The sequence below is a fragment of the Lysinibacillus sp. 1 U-2021 genome (assembly GCF_029916965.1).
Classification (GTDB): Bacteria; Bacillota; Bacilli; order Bacillales_A; family Planococcaceae; genus Lysinibacillus; species Lysinibacillus capsici.
Genome location: NZ_CP123966.1, coordinates 281,279 through 301,108, shown reverse-complemented (window position 1 = coordinate 301,108; position 19,830 = coordinate 281,279). Strand labels below are relative to the sequence as shown.

Sequence of the window (19,830 nt, the reverse complement as noted above, 5' to 3'; positions counted from 1 at the left end):
CTTTATACTGGTTAATTTACTTATGGTGGAGCCTAGCGGGATCGAACCGCTGACCTCCTGCGTGCAAGGCAGGCGCTCTCCCAGCTGAGCTAAGGCCCCATAATTTTTTGGAAATGGTCGGGAAGACAGGATTCGAACCTGCGACCCCTTGGTCCCAAACCAAGTGCTCTACCAAGCTGAGCTACTTCCCGTTGTTCTTTTGGCGCGCCCGACAGGAGTCGAACCCATAACCTTCTGATCCGTAGTCAGACGCTCTATCCAATTGAGCTACGGGCGCATTTAAAATGGTGCCGAGGACCGGAATCGAACCGGTACGGTAGTCACCTACCGCAGGATTTTAAGTCCTGTGCGTCTGCCAGTTCCGCCACCCCGGCACATTTGGAGCGGAAGACGAGGTTCGAACTCGCGACCCCCACCTTGGCAAGGTGGTGTTCTACCACTGAACTACTTCCGCATGTGCATAAGCTTTTTTATCTGGCAATGAAAATAATGGTGCGGGTGAAGGGAGTCGAACCCCCACGCCTTGCGGCGCTAGATCCTAAGTCTAGTGCGTCTGCCAATTCCGCCACACCCGCTTATTATTATTTAAAAATGGTGAGCCATGAAGGACTCGAACCTTCGACCCTCTGATTAAAAGTCAGATGCTCTACCAACTGAGCTAATGGCTCGAAAAAATGGTGCCGGCTATAGGAATCGAACCCACGACCTACTGATTACAAGTCAGTTGCTCTACCTGCTGAGCTAAACCGGCATATGGTGGAGGATGACGGGCTCGAACCGCCGACCCTCTGCTTGTAAGGCAGATGCTCTCCCAGCTGAGCTAATCCTCCTGGGTATTATGCCTAGCGACGTCCTACTCTCACAGGGGGAAGCCCCCAACTACCATCGGCGCTAAAGAGCTTAACTTCCGTGTTCGGTATGGGAACGGGTGTGACCTCTTTGCCATCATCACTAGACTTTGTTATGTATCTTGTTTTGAAGTTGTTTACCTGTCCTTCAAGACAAGAATTATTGTATAACGTTTTCTAACATTGTGCAATACTTTTTTATAAAAAAAAGAAATTATTACTTTTTAAAGATATTTTTGTTAAGTAAGAGAAAATATTGCCCTGCAAAATATTATAGCAATTGTTGGTTCAAAAGAAAACAATTATTTTATTTGGCCGATATTATTAGCTTATAATCTATTTCAATACAAGTGAAGAATATAGATAATCCTTCACTCGTCTATTCATTAAATATTTGAAAGCTCTATTTTTAATTTTACAATATCCTCAAGTGTAGTGGCGGGACCAAAAGATATTCTAAAAAATTGGCGTGCCGCTTCCAAAGAGAATCCCATTGATAGAATAGCCTTTGTTCCCGATTTACTACGAATATCACATGCACTACCTGTAGAGATACAGATTCCCGCCTCATTTAACTTTAAAAGAACATATTGCCCCTCTACTTTTTCCATCATTACCCCACAAATATTAGGTAGTTGCTGTTTACACTCAACGAGCTGACATTTTTCAGGTAAATTATTTTCAAAATAATTTCTTAGCGTTTCATAATGTTGCAATTCATATTGATAGTTTTCAATTGCCGCGGCAAAGGCCACGATTGCAGGAGTATCTAATGTCCCCCCTCTAAGACCCCTCTCATGTGTCAAACCCGGTGTTAATGCAGGTACTCTGATTGCAGGGTTCAGATATATAGCACCACAGCCCTTTGGTCCGCCTATTTTATGAGCCGAGATGGTAATCGCATCTGCCCCTTTTGGTATAGCTAGTTTGCCAAATGATTGTACACAATCAACATGACAGAATATATTTGATTTTCTTGCCATCTTTACGATTTTCTCTACAGGCTGGATTGAACCAATTTCAGAATTGACATGTTGAATGGTAATCAAAGCAGTCTCTTCCCGGATTGCTTGTTGCAATTGCCCCAGATCCACACAACCATCCTTCTGCAAAGGTAATTTTGTTACAGTAAAGCCCTTTTTCTCAAGTGTATTCAAAGCCGCATGCACTGACGTATGCTCAGCTTGAGATGAAATAATGTGTTTTCCTTTTTTTGAGGCTAGCGCTAACGACAAGATGGCTATGAGATTTCCTTCTGTTCCACTACCCGTAAAAATTACGCCATCACTAGTTACACCTAGGGCTTGGGCTACAACCTCCCTTGATTGCTGGACAAAATAAAAAGCTTGTCCCCCTAAATCATGCAAACTCGCACTATTTCCATAATACCGTTGTGCCACCTCTACATATGCCTCAAGAGATTCCCTCATCATAGGTGATGTTGCAGCATAATCCATATAAATCATCGTCTTCTTCCTCTCTTGTTCATCAGGTCTTGTTTTCTTTTATATTTTATGTAAAGATAAGTGTCAAGACAACTGTAAAGAAGGTATAACGATGGATGTAAAGACAGACGTCCTTATAATTGGTAGTGGTATTGCTGCACTTCAGGCTGCTTTAGTGCTTGAAAAACATTTTCAAATACAAATTGTTACAAAATCATCTGTATATATGAGTAGTTCTTATCGTGCACAAGGTGGGATTGCTGCTGTTACCAGTGAGGAGGATCATATTCAACATCATATTGCTGATACATTGAAAGCTGGAGAGTATCATCATGAGAAAAGGCATGTTAAAACACTTATAAAAGATGGCACTGAGATTATGCAAAACTATCTAAAGGATGGCCTCCCTGTTGATCGGCAGGTCGATGGAAAACCTGTTTTAGGACTTGAAGGAGCACATAGTCATCATCGTATTCTACATGCAGGTGGTGATCGTACTGGTCAGATTTTCATAGATTACTTGCTTCATAAACTTTCGCCCAAAACAAAGATCAATTGCTATGAAATGGCTTATGAGCTTTTACGGAATACAGATGGTGACTGTGTAGGAGTACTAACTAAAGGAGAAAAAGGTACAAAACGTTATTTGGCTCATCATGTTATTTTAGCGACAGGTGGCGCAGGTGCCCTTTATTCAAGTACATCTAATTTTCCAACTAATACAGGGGATGGGATCGCATTAGCATTTCGGGCAGGCGCTGCCATTAGTGATATGGAATTTATGCAATTTCACCCGAGTCTTCTGTGGTGTAAAAATGAAGCAAAGGGATTAGTTTCTGAAGCTGTCAGAGGGGCTGGTGGTATTTTTGTTAATGCCCAGCATCAGCCCATTATGACAGGTTTACATGCTCAACTTGACTTAGCACCAAGACATATTACTGCACTTGCCCTATTTACAAAACGTGCAGCGGGTGAAGAAACGTTTATTGATATCACTAACATTCAAGACTTTGAAGTAAAGTTTCCAACAATTGCTCAGCTGTGCCATGTTCACCGCGTTCATTTACAAGATGGTCTAATCCCCGTGGCTCCAGGAAGTCATTTCTTGATGGGTGGTGTTATTGCTGATGACAAAGGAAGAACTACGATACCGAACTTATATGCAGTCGGTGAGGTTGCCTGTACAGGCGTACATGGTGCGAATCGTTTAGCAAGTAACTCCCTATTGGAAGGTATTACATTTGGTCAAAAAATGGCGCAGTTCATTATTCAAAAAGGGTGTCATCAAAAAAACTTTTTACTGGAAAAGCATCAATGTGCTGATAAAATGCCACCTTTATTTAGCAAACCCCAATTACAGCAAAACATGATGCGGTTCCTAGGTATTGTTAGAAATATGGATGACTTGCAGCATTTTGTAAAGCAACTCCCCTCCTTGCAATCACTTATTCAAGTTAATTTAAAGGGTTTAGAACTAGCTGAGTTGGAATTATTTATGATGCATGTAGTCGCCACATTAATGGCACATGCAGCAATTACGCGAACGGAAACAAGAGGAGCTCATATTCGGACCGATAAACCCGAAATGGAATCACACTGGGCAAGCCGATGGATTATTTTTTCGCAAGGACAAATGAAAGTGAGGAACTCATTGTATGAATATCATCAAACTCGAGGAAATGCTCAAGCAATTTTTTAATGAGGATTTAGGAGATGGAGATTTAACGAGTGAATTTATCTTTTCAGCCGAACAACAGGGAGCTTTTTCTTTTTACGCGAAAGAAAGCGGAATTTTTTGCGGAGCTAACATTATTGAGCATGGCTTTCTCTTACTCGATCGATCAATCGAAGTCAACCTTCATACAAAAGATGGGGAGATGGTGAAGTCAGGTGATGTACTCGCTGTGATTAAAGGTCCCTTACAAAAATTATTAATCGGTGAGCGTGTCATTTTAAATCTTATTCAACGTATGTCTGCTATTGCAACTGCAGCCCATCTTGCCGTTCAAGAAACAGTAGGTACTCACGCAAAAATATGTGATACGCGTAAAACACTACCAGGACTGCGTATGTTAGATAAATATGCTGTTCGAATTGGTGGTGCTTTTAATCATCGTAATGGCCTGTATGACGCAATTATGCTAAAGGATAATCATATTGCCTTTGCTGGTAGCATTACAAAGGCAGTTCAGGTAGCTAGGGCGAAAGTCGGTCATACCGTGAAAATTGAAGTTGAAATTGAAACAAAAGAACAATTAGAAGAAGCTGTCCACGCAGGAGCAGATATTATTATGTTTGATAACCGTAGCCCAGAAGAAATCCGTGCATGGCTTCCCATTGTTCCTCCCACTATTGCGACTGAAGCATCTGGGGGCATCACACTTAAAAATTTAAAGGCATATGCCCAATCGGGTATTCAATGGATTTCTCTTGGCTCCTTAACACATTCAGTTAAAGCTTTTGATATTAGTGCACTCGTTCAAATGAAAGGAGATCATTCCCTTGTCCATCACTAGTTTATTACAACAGACGACATTACTCCCAGAGCATTATCGGGCACTATCTGTAAAGGAAATGGAATCTCGTATTTTATCAATAAAGAAAAAATTAGGTCCTAAATTATTTATTCCTGGCCACCATTATCAAAAAGATGAAGTCATTCAATTTGCAGATGCAACTGGGGATTCTTTACAGTTAGCGCAATTATCCGCAGCAAATAAGGAAGCTGAACACATCGTATTTTGCGGTGTACATTTTATGGCAGAGACTGCTGATATGCTGACAACGAAACAGCAACATGTCTATTTACCAGATATGCGCGCTGGTTGTTCAATGGCTGATATGGCAGATATTTATCAAACTGAACAAGCATGGCCAATTCTTCAAGAACTCTTTGGGGATACGATTATTCCTCTAACCTATGTTAATTCAACTGCGGCTATTAAAGCCTTTACTGGAAGACATGGTGGTGCTTGTGTCACTTCATCGAATGCAAAGGAACTTGTTCAATGGGCTTTTACCCAAAAACAGCGTATCTTCTTTTTACCTGACCAACATTTAGGAAGAAATACTGCCTATGATTTAGGTATACCTCTTGAAAATATGGCTGTTTGGAATCCACATAAGAACATGCTCGAAACAAAAGAGCCTCTTGAAAATATCCAAGTTATTCTTTGGAAGGGTCACTGCTCTGTGCACGAAGGTTTTACTGTTCAACATACAGAGGTTATTCGCAAAGAACACCCGACTATGAGGATTATCGTTCACCCAGAGTGCAGCCGTGAAGTGGTAGCAGCGGCTGATGATGCAGGCTCCACAAAATACATTATTGATACAATCAATCGAGCTCCAAGCGGATCTGCATGGGCAATTGGAACAGAAATGAACCTTGTCAATCGCATTATTAAGCAGCATCCTGATAAACATATTGTCTCCTTAAATGAAAACTTTTGTCCTTGTTTAACAATGAATCGAATTGACCTTCCACATTTGTTATGGAGCTTAGAAAGTATTGATCAGGGTCAACCTCATAACCGTATACAAGTAGATGAACATACTACTTCTGAAGCACTTAGTTCACTTGAAAGAATGCTAGCCAGAGGATAAATAGTTAAAGCTTTTTAAACAGAAAGGTTGAAGATATAACCTTTCTGTTTTTTTTGACATAACACCTACTTTCAATAGTGCTGATGGCTTCATTTTCGCCTGTATTGCTATAATTGACACGACTTTATGCTCCATGATACTGTCAATTTGGAGGTGATACTAAATGGCTTTTCAATCGAAAAATATCTTTATCAATTTACCAGTAAAAGATCTAAACAAATCTATCAGTTTTTTTAAGGAATTAGGTTTTGCGTTCAATCAACAATTCAGTGATGAAACAACAGCCTCAATGATTATTAGTGAAAATATCTTCGTATTAATAATGGTTGAAGAACGATTTAAAGGATTTAGTAAGAAAGAAGTTACAGATACTACTACTTCTGCAGAAGCAATCTTATGTCTCTCTGCTGAAAACCGAGAACAAGTAGATCAATTAGTGAATAAGGCACTTGCCTCTGGTGGTAAACCTTATAGTGAACCACAAGATCACGGATTTATGTATGGTTGGGGTTTTCAGGATGTAGATGGACATATCTGGGAAGTAGTTTATATGGATGAAAATGCATTGAATCAAGAGTAAATTTTGTATCTATGAATATCAAAAAACAGTAGATGCAATTGCATCTACTGTTTCTAGTATGACCCGTACGGGATTCGAACCCGTGTTACCGCCGTGAAAGGGCGGTGTCTTAACCACTTGACCAACGGGCCCATGGCGGAGAAGGAGGGATTTGAACCCTCGCGCCGGTTACCCGACCTACACCCTTAGCAGGGGAACGGTGTTACCGCGCTGTTCAGCCTGATAGGTGTATGCACCCAGGTCAGCTTTGTTAGCAGCAGAGAAGGTCGCGTTGGTGTTGACGTCGTTTACGTAGATAATTTCTTTATCTTTGTAATCAGCGATAGCGCCAGCGCCTGTTGCGTTGTCGATACGAACTTTGTAGTTACCGGTTGCAGCAACAACGTTGTCAACAGAGCTGTTATCCAGTTCGTCGCCGTTGTTCATGTCACCGTTACCGTTGATAGTCAGATGACCATCAGAGTTCATAGCAACAATACCGTAGCCGTAGTTAGACTTGGAAGTATCCCAGGTACGGTCGTTCACCAAATCAGCGTTCAGAACATAATCGCTGCTGTGGATATCGAATACACCAGACACTACGTTGCCGTTATGGTCAGCGATGTTGCCGCTGGTCAGTTCCAAAGTATCAGTCTGGAACGGATTATCATCGAACTGGTCTACATTAATATCCAGTAAACCACCGTTAGTCACAGTTATTGTATTTGCTAACAGCGACGGAGTGTAATAACCATTATAGATACTTGAATTGTCATCACTAGACAGCGCTACAGTACTGTAGCTATCAACTGTCAGATGATCAGTTCCAACATAACCTTCATCTCCAATGTTCAAAGAAGAACCATTGGTCAGAGCGATGCTATCAGAAATCAAGCTAGATTCAGACACATTAACCTGAGAGCCATTATTCACAGCTAAAGTATCAATGTTTGAAGCGTTAACGGTATTCCATTCAGAACCATTATTCAGAGTGACGTTAAACACACCGCTCTGGAATACTTGATCATCAATCGTACGACCCCAAGCATTTGCTTCTGTTACAACGCCCGGATACAGGCTATTACCTGTAACATCATACCAGTCAGTCGAAGCAGTAGATTCATCATCAACATTTGCTGATGTAGTAGCTGAGCCTACCCACTTAGAACCATTATCCAGAGTGATATTCAGTTCATCAACATTAAGTGAGTCATCAGCCCAGCCACCATTGGTGTCCAGTACGCCATCGGCATTACTGTCATGACCTTGAGGATAGAAGTTTGCGTTGAAAGTACTTGCGAAAACAACATCACCCAGCAGAGTAGAATTGCTGAAATAAACATTGTTTTTCATGGAGTAATTTGAAGCCGCACTATCACTGAAATACAGAGCTACATCATTAGCTTCGCCGTTACCAGAGTAATCACTAGGTTCCGCAGAGTTACCATAGAAACCACTGTCTTCCAGAGTAGTTACAGAACCTGAAGTCACTGTGGAATCGGTAACTGAGATATTGTTATCCCAAGTATGAGATTCAGTAGTGTAAGTATTGTTTACGGTATTACCCTGAGTCAGGCTGATACCAGCAACGCGGGAGTTGTTAGAAATATTGATGTTACTTTCGACATCAAGATTCACTGCCAGCCCAAGGCCAACACCACCGTTTGCAAACAAACCGGCGTATTCTTCACCTTCACCAGCTGGGGTATGGAAGGTTTCGTTAGTATATTTGGTAACGTCACCGTCCAGATATGAATCAGTGAAGTATAAACCTTCATAATCGTCATCAATTGTAGAATTAGCAATATTTAAAGTGAATACATCACCATCATGCCAATTATCATCAATTACACGATCAGTACCGTATTCAGAGAACTGATAGACATAATGACCATCACTGCTTTCACCCATAGGCAGCATTGAAGTGATTGAACCATGAATCAGGGAGTTGCTGATGTTCAACTGGTTTGTTGTTCCATCAGTAAAGTCATGATTCAGGTAATATGTAGAGATAGTCCCGTTAACAGTGTCACCATTAAAGGTGGTATCGAAATCACCGTTTGTGTTGTTATAGTAGACAAAGCCACTATAATTCACATAGTTACCATCTACAGTACCCGGTGCATCCATATTACTCCAGTCAAGAGCGGTAGTTGGATTGTCGTAATAAGTCCAGGTGTCATAAGTAGTTGCATTAGCCTGAGAGGTGATAGCCAGAGTGCAAGCCAATGCTAATTGTGATACTACAAGTTTCTTTTTCCAGGAGTGCATTTGTCATCCCTCCTCAGGGACGTAATAAGTTGATCCATCAATTATCAATGCATAGAAAACATATTATGTTTCGCGACCCGAAAAACTACGTGCCCTATTATGTGAGCTTGTGAGCTGGGAAAGCCGAACATTAACGGAGGGCGAAAATAAATTTGCCTTTCGCTTAAAAGATAAATTGTTAACGCTTCCATATTTTGAAAAGCACCCAGACTTGATTGAATTACATGATGCTGGACTTGGCAGGAATGCAGTGACAGCCTTCTATAAGCATCCAACGGCAACTGAAACTGTTGTGTTAATCAGTCACTTTGATACCGTGCATACGGAGGAATATGGTGAACTAGAGCCGTTAGCCTTTTCTCCAGAAGAACTAACGAAAAAGCTAATGGAACCTAAATACCTAAAAGATTTACCAGAGGCAGCTCGCATTGATTTGGCGTCTGGAAATTATTTATTTGGACGCGGCACAATGGATATGAAAATGGGTCTTGCCTTACACATGCAGTTGATCGAAAAGGCAAGCTTTGAGCAATGGCCGATTAATTTGATTTTAACAACGGTCCCTGATGAGGAAGTCAACTCTGCTGGTATGAGAGCGGCTGTTGTGGAGCTGGTGAGACTGCGGGAACAGCATGGCTTAACCTATAAATTATTTTTAAATAGTGAGCCATCGTTTTCACAAGGGCCATCGGATACGAATGAATATATTTATTCAGGTACAATTGGTAAAATCATGCCTGCTGCTTTGTTCTATGGAAAAGAGACACATGTCGGCGAGCCATTAAAAGGGATGACGGCTCCCTTTATCGCTTCCTATATGACACAGCATATGGAGTGGAATCCCCTTTTCCGTGAAACAGATTTAGGTGAAAGTACACCACTACCTGTTTCTCTACAATTAAAAGATTTAAAAATGGAGTATTCTACACAAACACCATACCGTGCGGCGGCACTTTACAATGTCTTTTTGTTAAAACGTACAGCGGCTGAGGTGATGGCTATTTTTGAGGAAGTTGCGTTACAGGCAATGGCTGCTTGCAATGCGCACTATCAGGACATTTGTACACGCGAAAATGTTCAGGGTGTGGGCAAGGTAAAGGTCTTACGCTACGAGGCATTATTGGAGCATGCGATCCATAAGCTAGGGGCTGAGGAAGTACAAGCGATTAAGCAGCAGGTTCAGCAGCATCGTGCATGGGATGATCGTGAGAAATCCATTCGCATTGTGGATCAGCTCATGATTCGCTGTCAGGAATTAGCACCTGCCACAGTTCTGTTATATGCACCCCCTTACTATCCAGCCATTAATTCATCCAACCATCCGTTAGTGAAACAGTCGATTGAATTAATGAAGCAAACAGCTCAAACATTTGATATTGAGGTGGAGCAGATCCACTACTTTAACGGAATTTGTGATTTAAGCTATGTCAACTATTCAGATGCATCCAATGAATGGCTAGCATTTGAACGGAACACACCTGTATGGGGCGATACGTACCATATTCCATTCAAAGAGATGGCAGCATTACAAGGTCCTGTCTTAAATGTCGGGCCATTTGGTAAGGATGCCCATCAAAAAACAGAACGTTTGCATGTGGATAGTGCGTTTAAAGAGATGCCTATTATGATTGATACATTGATTAAAAGTTTATTTTAAGTAAAAAGAAACTTCATTCAAAGAAGCTTTCATATCCTTTCATTTGAATTGTTACCTAATAATCTAAGATGACACAGTACAAAATAGAAAGAGGTTGTTATATGGATTTTGCCGCTTTAACAGGTAAAATAGCAGGGATTATCTGGAGTAATGCATTAGTTTATCTTTGCTTAGGAGCTGGCGTTTACTTTTCGCTTATTATGAAGTTTCCACAGTTGCGTCTCTTCAAAGATATGATTAAACAATTATTTAATAGAAAAACTTCGGCAAATGGCGTTTCATCTTTTCAAAGCTTTGCAATGGCATTGGGTGGACGTGTCGGTATTGGGAATATCGCTGGTGTAGCTACTGCAATTTATTTTGGAGGACCAGGTGCTATCTTTTGGATGTGGGTCATTGCCTTTTTAGGAGCTGGTGCTGCCTATATTGAGTCCTCGTTAGCCCAGGTTTGGAAACAAGAAATCGCAGGAGAGTATCGTGGAGGGCCAGCATACTATATTGAGAAAGGGTTAAAAAATAAGCCTTTTGCTATATTATTTGCTATCGCTACAATTATAGCAACTGGTTTCACTGGCTCAGGTGTTCAAGCCTTTAATATTGCTGATTCTACAAAAAATGCCTTCGGGATTTCACCAATAATTACAGGTATTATTGTTTCAGCAATATTTGGATTTGCTATTTTTGGCGGTATTAAAAGGGTTGGAAAAGTTGCAGAATATGCAGTACCATTTATGGCAACTGCTTACATACTTCTTGCATTCATTATTTTATTGATCAATATAAAAGAAGTACCTGCAATATTTGCTTTAATTTTCAGCTCTGCCTTTAATTTAAATGCTGCATTCGGTGCTGTTTTTGGAAATGCAATTATGTGGGGAGTAAAAAGAGGGGCTTATTCAAATGAAGCAGGTCAAGGTACCGGAGCACAGGCAGCTGGTACCGCAGAAGTATCTCATCCTGCTAAACAAGGGCTTGTCCAAGCATTCTCGGTATATGTAGATACACTACTTGTTTGTACAGCTACAGCCATTATGATCATCTCCACAGGCAGTTACAATATTGCCCATCCTAATGGGGGATTTTTGGTTGAGAATCTACCAGGAGTTGAAGCAGGTACTGCATTCGCACAAGAAGCAATTAACTCATTCATTCCTGGTTTAGGAAGTCCTTTTGTTGCTATCGCAGTATTTTTCTTTGCAATAACTACTATGCTTGCTTTTGGGGTATACACGGAAAGTAATGTTGCTTACTTATTTAGAAACAATAAAAACTTTGCTACTATTGCTATTGTCGTAAAAGTACTACTAGTGATTTCTATCTTTTTTGGAACGATTCGTTCCTCATCAACTGCTTGGAATCTTGCTGATATCGGTGTAGGTACACTTGCATGGTTAAACCTAATTGCTATTATCTTATTAACAAAGCCAGGTATAGCTACATTAAGAGATTATGAAGAGCAAAAGAAGTTGGGGCTTGACCCAGTCTTTATTCCCGAAAGATGTGGAATTAAAGATGCTGAATTGTGGAATGAAATAACTGAAAAAAACTATCCAGATCAATTAGCCGCATTAAAAGAAAAGGTTGGCGACTTGAAATAATTAAATGAACCCTGTAGTAGTCACTAAGAAGTTGAAAAGTTGCTGCTATGCAGGGTTCTTGCTTTTTAAATTTCCATAGAATTTAAGGTAGATTATCTACCTTTCAGTTGGGAAATGCTTTACTTGATCAACTGCCTCTAATAATTTTCTTGTTACAATTTCTGATTCATCAATATGGCTTGTTAGAACGCGATTTGTTTCATCAAATAAGGCTGTCGTTCTATTAAATTTATGCATAACATCTTCGTTTGATAGTTTTTGATCTTTAATTGATGCTAATAGCTCATTTATTCCTGTTTGAACATTTGTCATAATGTGCAGCAATTGATCAATTTTTACTGATGTTTTAGCACTTTTATCAATGCCTTCCGTTACTAGCTGCATGTTATTTTTATTATCCTCATAAGCAAGTCCAATTTGTTCTTCTATTTTCTTGGTTAAATTAGCAATATCTTCTGTGCTTGTTTTCGTATTTTCAGCTAATTTGCGAACTTCCTCGGCAACAACCGAAAATCCTTTACCATGCTCTCCTGCTCTTGCTGCCTCAATAGACGCATTCAAAGCTAGTAAATTGGTTTGATTTGATATTTCACCAATAACATTTACAATTTCTGCTATTTGCTTTGAGCGCTCACTTAAATTACTCATGCTTAAAGACGTTTTTTGAGACTGCTCCCCCAACGCATCAATTAAATGCTCTACTTCCTGAACAGCCTGCTTACTTTCAACCGATAATGTCATCATTTGATTCGAGGAAGAGATTAATAAATTGCCTTTATCTAGGGCATTTTCAGAAATTTTATTGGATTGAATTGTGCTATCCTCAACTTTATTAAACTCTCCTACAATATCAGCGACCATTTCTCCTAAAATAGTATGCTGGTCATTTACCTTGTTATGTTGTTCAATAGTTTCAATGATTTCCTTATGTAACTCATTTAAAAAAATTTGAAATTCATGATCTTTCTTATCCAGCTTTGCATTCAGTTCATCAATTTTAGCCTTAAATTGCTCTAAATCTACTTTTTTTGATTGAAACATTGTTAACACAGCCATCACCTCAGAAAATAGAATATTAAATATGTATTTATTTTACTGGATTTAAAGTAATTAATATACATCTTTAGAAAAAAACAAACACTCCCTACTAACAACGACATAGCGTGATAGTAGGGAGTGTTTTGTTTTTTTAATAGGCTAAACCAAATAAAGCTTTAATATGTGTTAAGTAACGAATATTAGAAGCTTCTTTCATTAATGTTGCAGGAAGGCCTTTAAGCTCTGTGTTGCTCGCACCAATTGTAGCAACAGCATCTTTACGACCTAAGCTTGCAAGTGTGCCAGAGTTTACAGCTGAGAATGCTTTCATATCTTGGTTTTTGTATTGTGCAAATACATTATAACCAGCACATTCACCCATTTGCCATGCAACTTGTGCTGTTGGAGCGTATAGTGGACGACCTCCATCAGCTGGTAGTGCAACAGATGCATCACCAATAACAAAAACATCTTCGTGAGATGTAGATTGTAAGAATTCATTAATCGTTGCTTTTCCACGATCAGCAGCTAGACCTGATTCGCCTACGATTGGAAGTGGAGCTACCCCACCCGTCCAAACAAGTGTATTTGCAACAATTGGTTCACGGTCTTTTAAAGAAATAACGTTGCCGTCAACACCTGTTACTGGTGTACCTGTAATAAATTCTACGCCACGTTTAGTTAAGCTTTCAGTAGCGCGTTGGATAAGTGTATCTGGAAGAACTGGCAAGATTTTTGGACCAGCTTCAACAAGTTTAATTTTAAGATCAGCAAAATTAACACCATGTTTTGCAGCAATTTTCGGGAAGTTGTCCACGATTTCACCAACAAGCTCAACACCTGTTAAACCGCCACCACCAATAACGATTGTTGCATCTGCTTCATTTTTAGATTGTGCATATGCTTTAATGCGATCTTCAATATGTTTGTTGATTTTATTGGCATCATTTACCGATTTAAGAACCATAGAGTTTTCTTCTAATCCTGGGATACCAAAGAATCCAGTTTGGCTACCTAAAGATACTACAAGTGTGTCGTACGTTAATGTATAACCATTATCTAGATCAACTTTTTTAGTATCTACATTGAATTTGGATACTTTCGCAATGTGCAGGTCAATATCTAAACCTTTAAAGATTTTTTTAAGTGGTAATGCAACAGCACCTTCTGCAATTGTACCACCAGCTAAACGGTGAAGCTCAGTGATAATTTGGTGTGTTGGGAATTGGTTTACTACAGTAATTTTAGCTTCATCAGCTGATAGATACTTACGTGCTGTTAATGCAGTTAAAACGCCAGCGTAACCTGCACCTAAGATGACGATTTCTTTTGACATGATTAATTAATCCTCCGTCCTTACGAATTGAATTTACCTTGAGTCTTATTTGGCTTTGCGTTCTGAGCTTACTTGTAAGAAAGCATTAACAAAACGGAAAACATTTTGAACTTGAGGGTCTTTTAACATTTTCACAAGACCGAATAAACCAATTACTTCATGGCTTTCAGATGCACGGTCTTTCGCTTCAATTGCAGTTGCTGCAAGGTTTTTCGCAGAGCCAACTACAGGACCAGCGATTTCTGTTACTGCTCCAACAGTATCGTTTTTAAGCACTTCGTCTGTTGCAACAGCTTGAGCAAACTCATATGATTTCGTTAATAATGTCATCATTTCAGTTAACTTCGGTAATTGCTCAACTAAAGTTGTAAGTGATTCTTGAACTTCAGGCTTTAATAATTGATCTAGTACATCTAATTGCTCTTTACTCACAGTTACTTGTTCAGCCTGTGTTTGGTTATTCGTTTCTGACATTTTGAACTCTCCTTTGCCATCACTAGTACTATTTTTTATTACTTACATGTAAAAAAGACCATTAAGGTAAAACTTAACAGTCGTTACAGCGTATATCTTACACAATCACCAGTCACAAGGGCTGGATAGCGATTCGTATGACTTGTTATTACAATGTTTACTTTAAATCGCAAAAAGCGCATCATAATACCATCCTTATCTTGTCTTGGTGACATTACAACCTTCATTATAAGACTGTTTGTACATTATTTCAATGAGCTATATCACAATTTCGACAATCTTTTCAAAATTCATTGATTTCATCAACTATTAACTGTCTTGCTATAATAAATTTTCCAACGCATCATAATTTTTAATGATCATTCTTTTTCCTATCATCTCTATATCCCTTTCTCTTTGGAAAGCAGATAAACGACGGCTTTCGGTTTCTCTAGTAGTATTCAATAGGGACGCTAAATCTTTTTTGTTAGTGTCAATAGAAATGTGTCACTCTTGGCTAACAAAGCAGATTTTAGAATACAGGAGCTTTTCTTTATTTTAATTTAATGACAATAACACGAACGTTTGTAATTGCTTCTAAGCTGTGCTTTTCAGATGGTTTTAAAGTTAAAATTGTATCTTGTGTTAAAATTTCCTCCACCCCTTCAACAAGAAAGCGAACTTCACCAAATTGAACAATAATTAGCACTTCATTGTCCGCATGATGCTCAGGAATTTTTTCACCTGCACGCAGTTGAATGTTTAAAATATCTGCACCAGCGATACTCCCTAATTTACCAATATGTTTTGTCTTTTCTTCTAGCATTGCTTGGATTGGTATAATTGTCATTGTCATTCCTCCATTACACTGTTGTCCATAGTTTTAGGTTTCCTTTTGATTTACGATGTTCCACTACTTTCTAGGCCACACCCCCACTATAATGAAGAATCGCTCTGATTGTCTGTGACTTGCATCACTAAAAAAGAAGTATCCCAAATGAATGAGATAACTCCTTTTATAAACCTATTTTGTGTTAACGTTTTTCAACAGAAAGCCAGAAGAAATTTGTTACTTCCTTTGCCGTTACATCTACTGAGCCTAGCAAAGTTTTACCATCGCCATCTTTAAAATACCCTACAGTCATTAATGCCATAAAGTTATGAGCGAAAAACTTTGCATTTCCTTTTCGAATTGTGCCCTTTTCCATCTCTTCCTGCATAGCATGCTCTATTGTTTGATACATACCATTTTCAGATGCTTGAACTTGTCTCAGCTGCGATTCGGATAGATTGATGGTAGCCTCTTTCATAAAATTTTTCATATCAATATCGATAGTGGCTGATAAATGAACCTCAACGAGCTGTTCAAGTCGTTCTTTAAATGGTTTTGGCTGCTCTAAAATTTGTAGAATAGATAGTTTGATACGATCCATCATAGCGATTAAAGCAGATGTATATAAATCCCCTTTAGTTGGGTAGTAGTAATAGACAGTCGCCTTTGTTACGTTACAAGCCTTTGCTACATCCTCCATTGAAATATTTTTGTAGCCCTCTTTAATAAAAAGTCCTGTGGCTGTTTCAAGGACAATATCTTTTGTAGGTTTCGCATTTTCATCATGGCGAGGTCTCCCGAGAACACGCGGTGATTGTTTCAACAAGTTCGCCTCCTTAATTAAGCACTCTTTTTACGCATATTATAACATATTAATATTTATGGATTGATTAATTAACCTTCTAGTATATATAATTAAATCACTTACATGAAATGGGGGTCTTTTTGATGAAAAAACATCCACTTGAGCAATGGGGCTCAATGGTTGCAAGTAAAAAGGGAAGATTATTAGCACTAGCTTTTTGGGTGCTACTAGTAGTTGTATTCTCATTTGCTTGGCCACAAATCAATAGTATAGAAAGTGAGTCAGGCAAAAATTTACCTGATACGGAAATGTCTGAGCAAGCTGCGTCCATCATTGCAGAGCAATTTCCTAATGATGCTGGCACACCTCTATTGTTGGTGTGGCATCGCGAAAATGGCTTAACACCTGATGATTTTTCGGCTATACAAGGTGTATACAACGAGCTGCAAGCAAAGCCCTTAGCCCATCAAACAATGGTTCCACCATTTAATCAAATGCCGCCTCAGGCTTTAATGGCTTCCGCTTCCGAAAATGGTACAACAATTGTTACACCTGTGTTTTTTGAAAAAGGTGTCGCAACAGATATGCTACAGGATAGTTTAGATAAGCTGACAAAAATTATGGAAGGCTATCAAGTCCAATTAGATGATAAATTATCAAGCGATGCACTCCATGTGCGCTATTCTGGACCAGTGGGTATTGCCACTGATGCTGTCAGTTTATTTTCACAAGCAGATGTGAAGCTATTGATCGCAACTGTATTACTCGTTTTAGTATTACTTATTATTATTTATCGTTCTCCATTGCTAGCTATTATTCCTTTAATTGTTGTAGGGCTTGCCTATGGTGTAATTAGCCCGACACTTGGTTTTTTTGCTGAACAGGGATGGATAGATAAAGATTCACAGGCAGTTTCCATTATGACTGTTTTACTTTTTGGTGCAGGTACTGACTATTGTTTATTTTTAATTTCAAAATATAGAGAAATACTCTTTGATGTTGAGGATAAGACGGTCGCAATGAAGCTAGCTGTTAAAGAATCGGGTGGTGCTATTTTAATGAGTGCCCTAACAGTGGTTATAGGTTTAGCGACCCTTAGTCTTGCCCATTATGGCGCATTTCAACGCTTTGCCGTACCATTTAGTTTTGGTGTGCTTGTCATGGGGATCGCAGCACTTGTTGTCCTACCTGCAATTCTTGTCCTAATTGGGCGAGTAGCGTTCTTCCCCTTCACTCCTCGAACGGAGGAAATGGCCAATAAAAAGGGCAAGAAACAGCATAAGCCTTCACATAAGATCAGTCATAAAATTGGTCATTTTGTTACCCATAAACCTTGGGTCGTTATCGCTGTAACTGTAATCTTACTTGGAGGGTTAGCCGCATTTGTTCCACGAATTCAATATACATTTGATTTGCTTTCATCCTTCCCAAAAGATATGCCGTCTAGAGAAGGATTTACATTAATAGAAGAGAATTTTTCGCCTGGAGAGTTAGCACCTGTTCAATTAGTAATAGATACAGAAGGTACTGATATTAATATCCAGCAACAACTTGAAGCTATCTCTTATATTGATAGTGTGGCAGATGTACAAATTGGCGAAAAAAATAAGAACATACACTTGTATGAACTCAATTTCAATGCCAACCCATATGCACAGGAGTCATTAGCTCATATTCCTGAACTACAAAAAGAGGTTATTAAAATACTAGAGGCACAAGGTCTCAACAACGCTGAGAAGCATGTTTGGCTTGGTGGAGAAACAGCTAGTCAATATGATACACAACAAATAACCAAGCGAGATGAAACAGTAATCATGCCAACCATGATTGCCTTAATCGCGTTATTATTATTTGTCTATTTACGTTCTATTACAGCAACGGTTTATCTATTAGCGACTGTTATTATTTCCTATTTTGGGGCATTAGGTGCTGGATGGTTAATCTTACATCATATCATGGGGGCCGAAGCAATTTCTGGAGCAATTCCATTGTATGCTTTCGTGTTCTTAGTAGCTCTCGGAGAGGATTATAATATCTTTATGATCTCAGAAATTTGGAAAAAGCGTAAAACCACTGACCATTTAACAGCTGTAGAAGAAGGTGTTGTCCGAACAGGAAGCGTTATTACATCTGCTGGACTCATCCTAGCAGGTACATTTGCGGTGCTGGCAACATTACCGATTCAAGTGCTTGTTCAATTTGGTGTTGTGACAGCCATTGGTGTATTGCTCGATACATTTATTGTAAGACCATTACTTGTACCAGCCATCACAACAGTACTAGGTAAATATGCTTTTTGGCCAGGTAAGTTATTTAAAAAAGATGCCTAAATAGATAACACGGACATTAGCTAGGTGTGATTGTCATACATGCTCATGTCCGTGTTTTTTCTATTAATACTATAAGCATTTCATCATATAATTATAGTAAATTAACCTTATGACATTCTATTTAAATAAGGAGTGGCATGCATGGATCTACAAAAATTACAGCAACGTTTCCCATTATTAAGCCCCTTCTCAGGTAAAACTGATGAAAATTATGTATTTAATTTCGACAATCAGCTTTACGAAATTCCCATACACACAATGACACAAAATGAATATGAGCTATTGCGAATATTCTCAGGCCCCACTGTCTTATACGATAACTATGATATGATTTGGCTTGATTATTTTACAGATAAAACAGATATTGCTCCAACTAATCTTCCTATGCATCGTTTGTTATTTCTTCATTTTGATAAAGACTTTACCACATCTACATTATTGCGTTCAGTCTTTGAAGCTTTACTTGGGAAGGATATTATACTGCTATCGCTTCAACCACAATTATTTGTCATAATCGAATGTATCGACTGCAATGAGCTTTTAGATTTGGCTCATTATGTTAATCCCCTAATGGCAGACTTAGAGACTCATTTTAAGATTTTTGTTTCTGATATTATACACAACATCACCACGACCAAGGAACGATTTAGCTGGTATGTTCACCTTCTACCATCCATTTGGACTTATACACCAAAGCATGTACTCACACAGCAAGAGCTTTTAGTACCATATGTAACGCAGCATCTAGCCTATCAAGAGAAAGAGATTTTTATCTCCTCTATCCTAAAAAGAGCCACTTCTCAGCCAGAATTACTCCATACAATCAAGAAATTGATTGAATGCGATGGAAACATTACATTAGCATCTAAAAAGATGTATATGCACCGTAATACCTTACAAAATCGCTTAGAAAAATTTCAACAAATGACGCAAAAGGATATTCGGCAATTTTCCCATCGACTAGAAGTTTATCTCGCAATTATTTTCTTAGAATCACTTTAAGACCAACTGCACAAATTATGCCTTCAACACTGTGCAAGCTTTCCATATCA

General features: G+C 39.0%; 17 protein-coding genes, 10 tRNA genes and 1 rRNA gene. 8 read left to right on the top strand and 20 right to left on the bottom strand.

Annotation, left to right across the window (positions count from 1 at the left end):
- Positions 1-23: 23 nt before the first annotated feature.
- The 11 genes from QH639_RS01550 to QH639_RS01500 form a co-directional block, all read right to left on the bottom strand.
- Positions 24-99: transfer RNA gene (locus QH639_RS01550), tRNA-Ala, on the bottom strand.
- 15 nt (positions 100-114) lie between these two features.
- A tRNA-Pro gene (locus tag QH639_RS01545) sits at positions 115-191 on the bottom strand.
- A 9-nt stretch (positions 192-200) separates the two neighbouring features.
- A tRNA-Arg gene (locus QH639_RS01540) sits at positions 201-277 on the bottom strand.
- An 8-nt stretch (positions 278-285) separates the two neighbouring features.
- Positions 286-374 (bottom strand) — tRNA-Leu (locus QH639_RS01535).
- A gap of 5 nt (positions 375-379) precedes the next feature.
- A tRNA-Gly gene (locus QH639_RS01530) sits at positions 380-454 on the bottom strand.
- Positions 455-490: 36 nt separating this feature from the next.
- A tRNA-Leu gene (locus tag QH639_RS01525) sits at positions 491-575 on the bottom strand.
- 17 nt (positions 576-592) lie between these two features.
- A tRNA-Lys gene (locus QH639_RS01520) sits at positions 593-668 on the bottom strand.
- Positions 669-675: 7 nt separating this feature from the next.
- A tRNA-Thr gene (locus QH639_RS01515) sits at positions 676-751 on the bottom strand.
- 3 nt (positions 752-754) lie between these two features.
- Positions 755-830 (bottom strand) — tRNA-Val (locus QH639_RS01510).
- Between the two features lie 10 nt (positions 831-840).
- Positions 841-956 (bottom strand): 5S ribosomal RNA (gene rrf, locus QH639_RS01505).
- A gap of 278 nt (positions 957-1,234) precedes the next feature.
- Positions 1,235-2,305, bottom strand: coding sequence for a cysteine desulfurase family protein (locus QH639_RS01500; protein WP_237900999.1), 1,071 nt, complete (start codon positions 2,303-2,305; stop codon positions 1,235-1,237).
- Between the two features lie 100 nt (positions 2,306-2,405).
- Here QH639_RS01500 and nadB point away from each other — a divergent pair, with 100 nt between their 5' ends.
- From nadB to QH639_RS01480, 4 genes are all read left to right on the top strand, one after another.
- On the top strand, positions 2,406-3,992 hold the full coding sequence (gene nadB / locus QH639_RS01495; RefSeq protein ID WP_131522743.1) for an L-aspartate oxidase: 1,587 nt from the start codon (positions 2,406-2,408) through the stop codon (positions 3,990-3,992).
- Positions 3,949-4,809: a carboxylating nicotinate-nucleotide diphosphorylase gene (gene nadC, locus QH639_RS01490; RefSeq protein ID WP_237898534.1), complete on the top strand. Its 861-nt coding sequence runs from the start codon at positions 3,949-3,951 to the stop codon at positions 4,807-4,809. The genes nadB and nadC overlap by 44 nt, the downstream gene beginning before the upstream one ends.
- Positions 4,796-5,899 carry a quinolinate synthase NadA gene (gene nadA, locus QH639_RS01485; RefSeq protein ID WP_131522745.1) on the top strand — a complete coding sequence of 368 codons (1,104 nt, stop codon included), beginning with the start codon at positions 4,796-4,798 and terminating at the stop codon, positions 5,897-5,899. The genes nadC and nadA overlap by 14 nt, the downstream gene beginning before the upstream one ends.
- 163 nt (positions 5,900-6,062) lie before the next feature.
- Entirely contained in the window at positions 6,063-6,479 is a 417-nt protein-coding gene (locus tag QH639_RS01480) for a VOC family protein (RefSeq protein ID WP_131522746.1), read from the top strand.
- A gap of 59 nt (positions 6,480-6,538) precedes the next feature.
- Here the strand turns inward: QH639_RS01480 and QH639_RS01475 are convergent.
- Positions 6,539-6,610, bottom strand: a tRNA-Glu gene (locus QH639_RS01475).
- A gap of 46 nt (positions 6,611-6,656) precedes the next feature.
- Positions 6,657-8,729 carry a pertactin-like passenger domain-containing protein gene (locus QH639_RS01470; RefSeq protein WP_281115575.1) on the bottom strand — a complete coding sequence of 691 codons (2,073 nt, stop codon included), beginning with the start codon at positions 8,727-8,729 and terminating at the stop codon, positions 6,657-6,659.
- Between the two features lie 109 nt (positions 8,730-8,838).
- On the opposite strand from QH639_RS01470, the gene QH639_RS01465 reads away from it, so the two are divergent.
- Both QH639_RS01465 and QH639_RS01460 read left to right on the top strand, forming a co-directional pair.
- Entirely contained in the window at positions 8,839-10,386 is a 1,548-nt protein-coding gene (locus QH639_RS01465; protein WP_281115574.1) for a M20/M25/M40 family metallo-hydrolase, read from the top strand.
- A 101-nt stretch (positions 10,387-10,487) separates the two neighbouring features.
- Positions 10,488-11,984, top strand: a complete 1,497-nt coding sequence (locus QH639_RS01460) for an alanine/glycine:cation symporter family protein (RefSeq protein WP_131522424.1) — start codon at positions 10,488-10,490, stop codon at positions 11,982-11,984.
- Positions 11,985-12,080: 96 nt separating this feature from the next.
- Here QH639_RS01460 and QH639_RS01455 read toward each other — a convergent pair whose 3' ends face one another.
- The 7 genes from QH639_RS01455 to QH639_RS01430 form a co-directional block, all read right to left on the bottom strand.
- On the bottom strand, positions 12,081-13,040 hold the full coding sequence (locus tag QH639_RS01455) for a methyl-accepting chemotaxis protein (protein ID WP_250783612.1): 960 nt from the start codon (positions 13,038-13,040) through the stop codon (positions 12,081-12,083).
- Between the two features lie 133 nt (positions 13,041-13,173).
- The gene (locus tag QH639_RS01450) at positions 13,174-14,358 is read right to left on the bottom strand and encodes an NAD(P)/FAD-dependent oxidoreductase (protein WP_131522422.1); all 1,185 of its coding nucleotides are present in this window, start codon (positions 14,356-14,358) and stop codon (positions 13,174-13,176) included.
- Between the two features lie 45 nt (positions 14,359-14,403).
- The gene (locus tag QH639_RS01445; protein ID WP_004227758.1) at positions 14,404-14,832 is read right to left on the bottom strand and encodes a helical membrane plugin domain-containing protein; all 429 of its coding nucleotides are present in this window, start codon (positions 14,830-14,832) and stop codon (positions 14,404-14,406) included.
- Positions 14,833-14,915: 83 nt separating this feature from the next.
- Positions 14,916-15,047 (bottom strand): hypothetical protein, encoded by a 132-nt coding sequence (locus QH639_RS01440; RefSeq protein ID WP_255349861.1) that lies wholly within the window; start codon positions 15,045-15,047, stop codon positions 14,916-14,918.
- Positions 15,048-15,153: 106 nt separating this feature from the next.
- Positions 15,154-15,309 carry a helix-turn-helix domain-containing protein gene (locus QH639_RS26435; protein ID WP_227745003.1) on the bottom strand — a complete coding sequence of 52 codons (156 nt, stop codon included), beginning with the start codon at positions 15,307-15,309 and terminating at the stop codon, positions 15,154-15,156.
- Between the two features lie 55 nt (positions 15,310-15,364).
- Positions 15,365-15,661, bottom strand: a complete 297-nt coding sequence (locus tag QH639_RS01435; RefSeq protein ID WP_131522421.1) for an AraC family ligand binding domain-containing protein — start codon at positions 15,659-15,661, stop codon at positions 15,365-15,367.
- Between the two features lie 184 nt (positions 15,662-15,845).
- A complete protein-coding gene (locus QH639_RS01430; RefSeq protein WP_131522420.1) occupies positions 15,846-16,466 on the bottom strand; it encodes a TetR/AcrR family transcriptional regulator in 621 nt (206 codons plus the stop codon).
- A 125-nt stretch (positions 16,467-16,591) separates the two neighbouring features.
- Between QH639_RS01430 and QH639_RS01425 the strand changes: the two genes are divergently transcribed.
- The gene (locus QH639_RS01425) at positions 16,592-18,778 is read left to right on the top strand and encodes an MMPL family transporter (RefSeq protein WP_131522419.1); all 2,187 of its coding nucleotides are present in this window, start codon (positions 16,592-16,594) and stop codon (positions 18,776-18,778) included.
- 141 nt (positions 18,779-18,919) lie between these two features.
- Positions 18,920-19,780: a PucR family transcriptional regulator gene (locus tag QH639_RS01420; RefSeq protein WP_131522418.1), complete on the top strand. Its 861-nt coding sequence runs from the start codon at positions 18,920-18,922 to the stop codon at positions 19,778-19,780.
- Positions 19,781-19,830: the final 50 nt, after the last annotated feature.

Excerpts from the sequence above, each read along its gene's own strand:
- QH639_RS01500 (WP_237900999.1), bottom strand. The coding sequence starts at position 2,305 with ATGGATTATGCTGCAACATCACCTATGATGAGGGAATCTCTTGAGGCA.
- nadB (WP_131522743.1), top strand. The coding sequence starts at position 2,406 with ATGGATGTAAAGACAGACGTCCTTATAATTGGTAGTGGTATTGCTGCA.
- nadC (WP_237898534.1), top strand. The coding sequence starts at position 3,949 with ATGAATATCATCAAACTCGAGGAAATGCTCAAGCAATTTTTTAATGAG.
- QH639_RS01480 (WP_131522746.1), top strand. The coding sequence starts at position 6,063 with ATGGCTTTTCAATCGAAAAATATCTTTATCAATTTACCAGTAAAAGAT.
- QH639_RS01470 (WP_281115575.1), bottom strand. The coding sequence starts at position 8,729 with ATGCACTCCTGGAAAAAGAAACTTGTAGTATCACAATTAGCATTGGCT.
- QH639_RS01460 (WP_131522424.1), top strand. The coding sequence starts at position 10,488 with ATGGATTTTGCCGCTTTAACAGGTAAAATAGCAGGGATTATCTGGAGT.
- QH639_RS01455 (WP_250783612.1), bottom strand. The coding sequence starts at position 13,040 with ATGGCTGTGTTAACAATGTTTCAATCAAAAAAAGTAGATTTAGAGCAA.
- QH639_RS01450 (WP_131522422.1), bottom strand. The coding sequence starts at position 14,358 with ATGTCAAAAGAAATCGTCATCTTAGGTGCAGGTTACGCTGGCGTTTTA.
- QH639_RS01445 (WP_004227758.1), bottom strand. The coding sequence starts at position 14,832 with ATGTCAGAAACGAATAACCAAACACAGGCTGAACAAGTAACTGTGAGT.
- QH639_RS01440 (WP_255349861.1), bottom strand. The coding sequence starts at position 15,047 with ATGTCACCAAGACAAGATAAGGATGGTATTATGATGCGCTTTTTGCGA.
- QH639_RS01435 (WP_131522421.1), bottom strand. The coding sequence starts at position 15,661 with ATGACAATTATACCAATCCAAGCAATGCTAGAAGAAAAGACAAAACAT.
- QH639_RS01425 (WP_131522419.1), top strand. The coding sequence starts at position 16,592 with ATGAAAAAACATCCACTTGAGCAATGGGGCTCAATGGTTGCAAGTAAA.
- QH639_RS01420 (WP_131522418.1), top strand. The coding sequence starts at position 18,920 with ATGGATCTACAAAAATTACAGCAACGTTTCCCATTATTAAGCCCCTTC.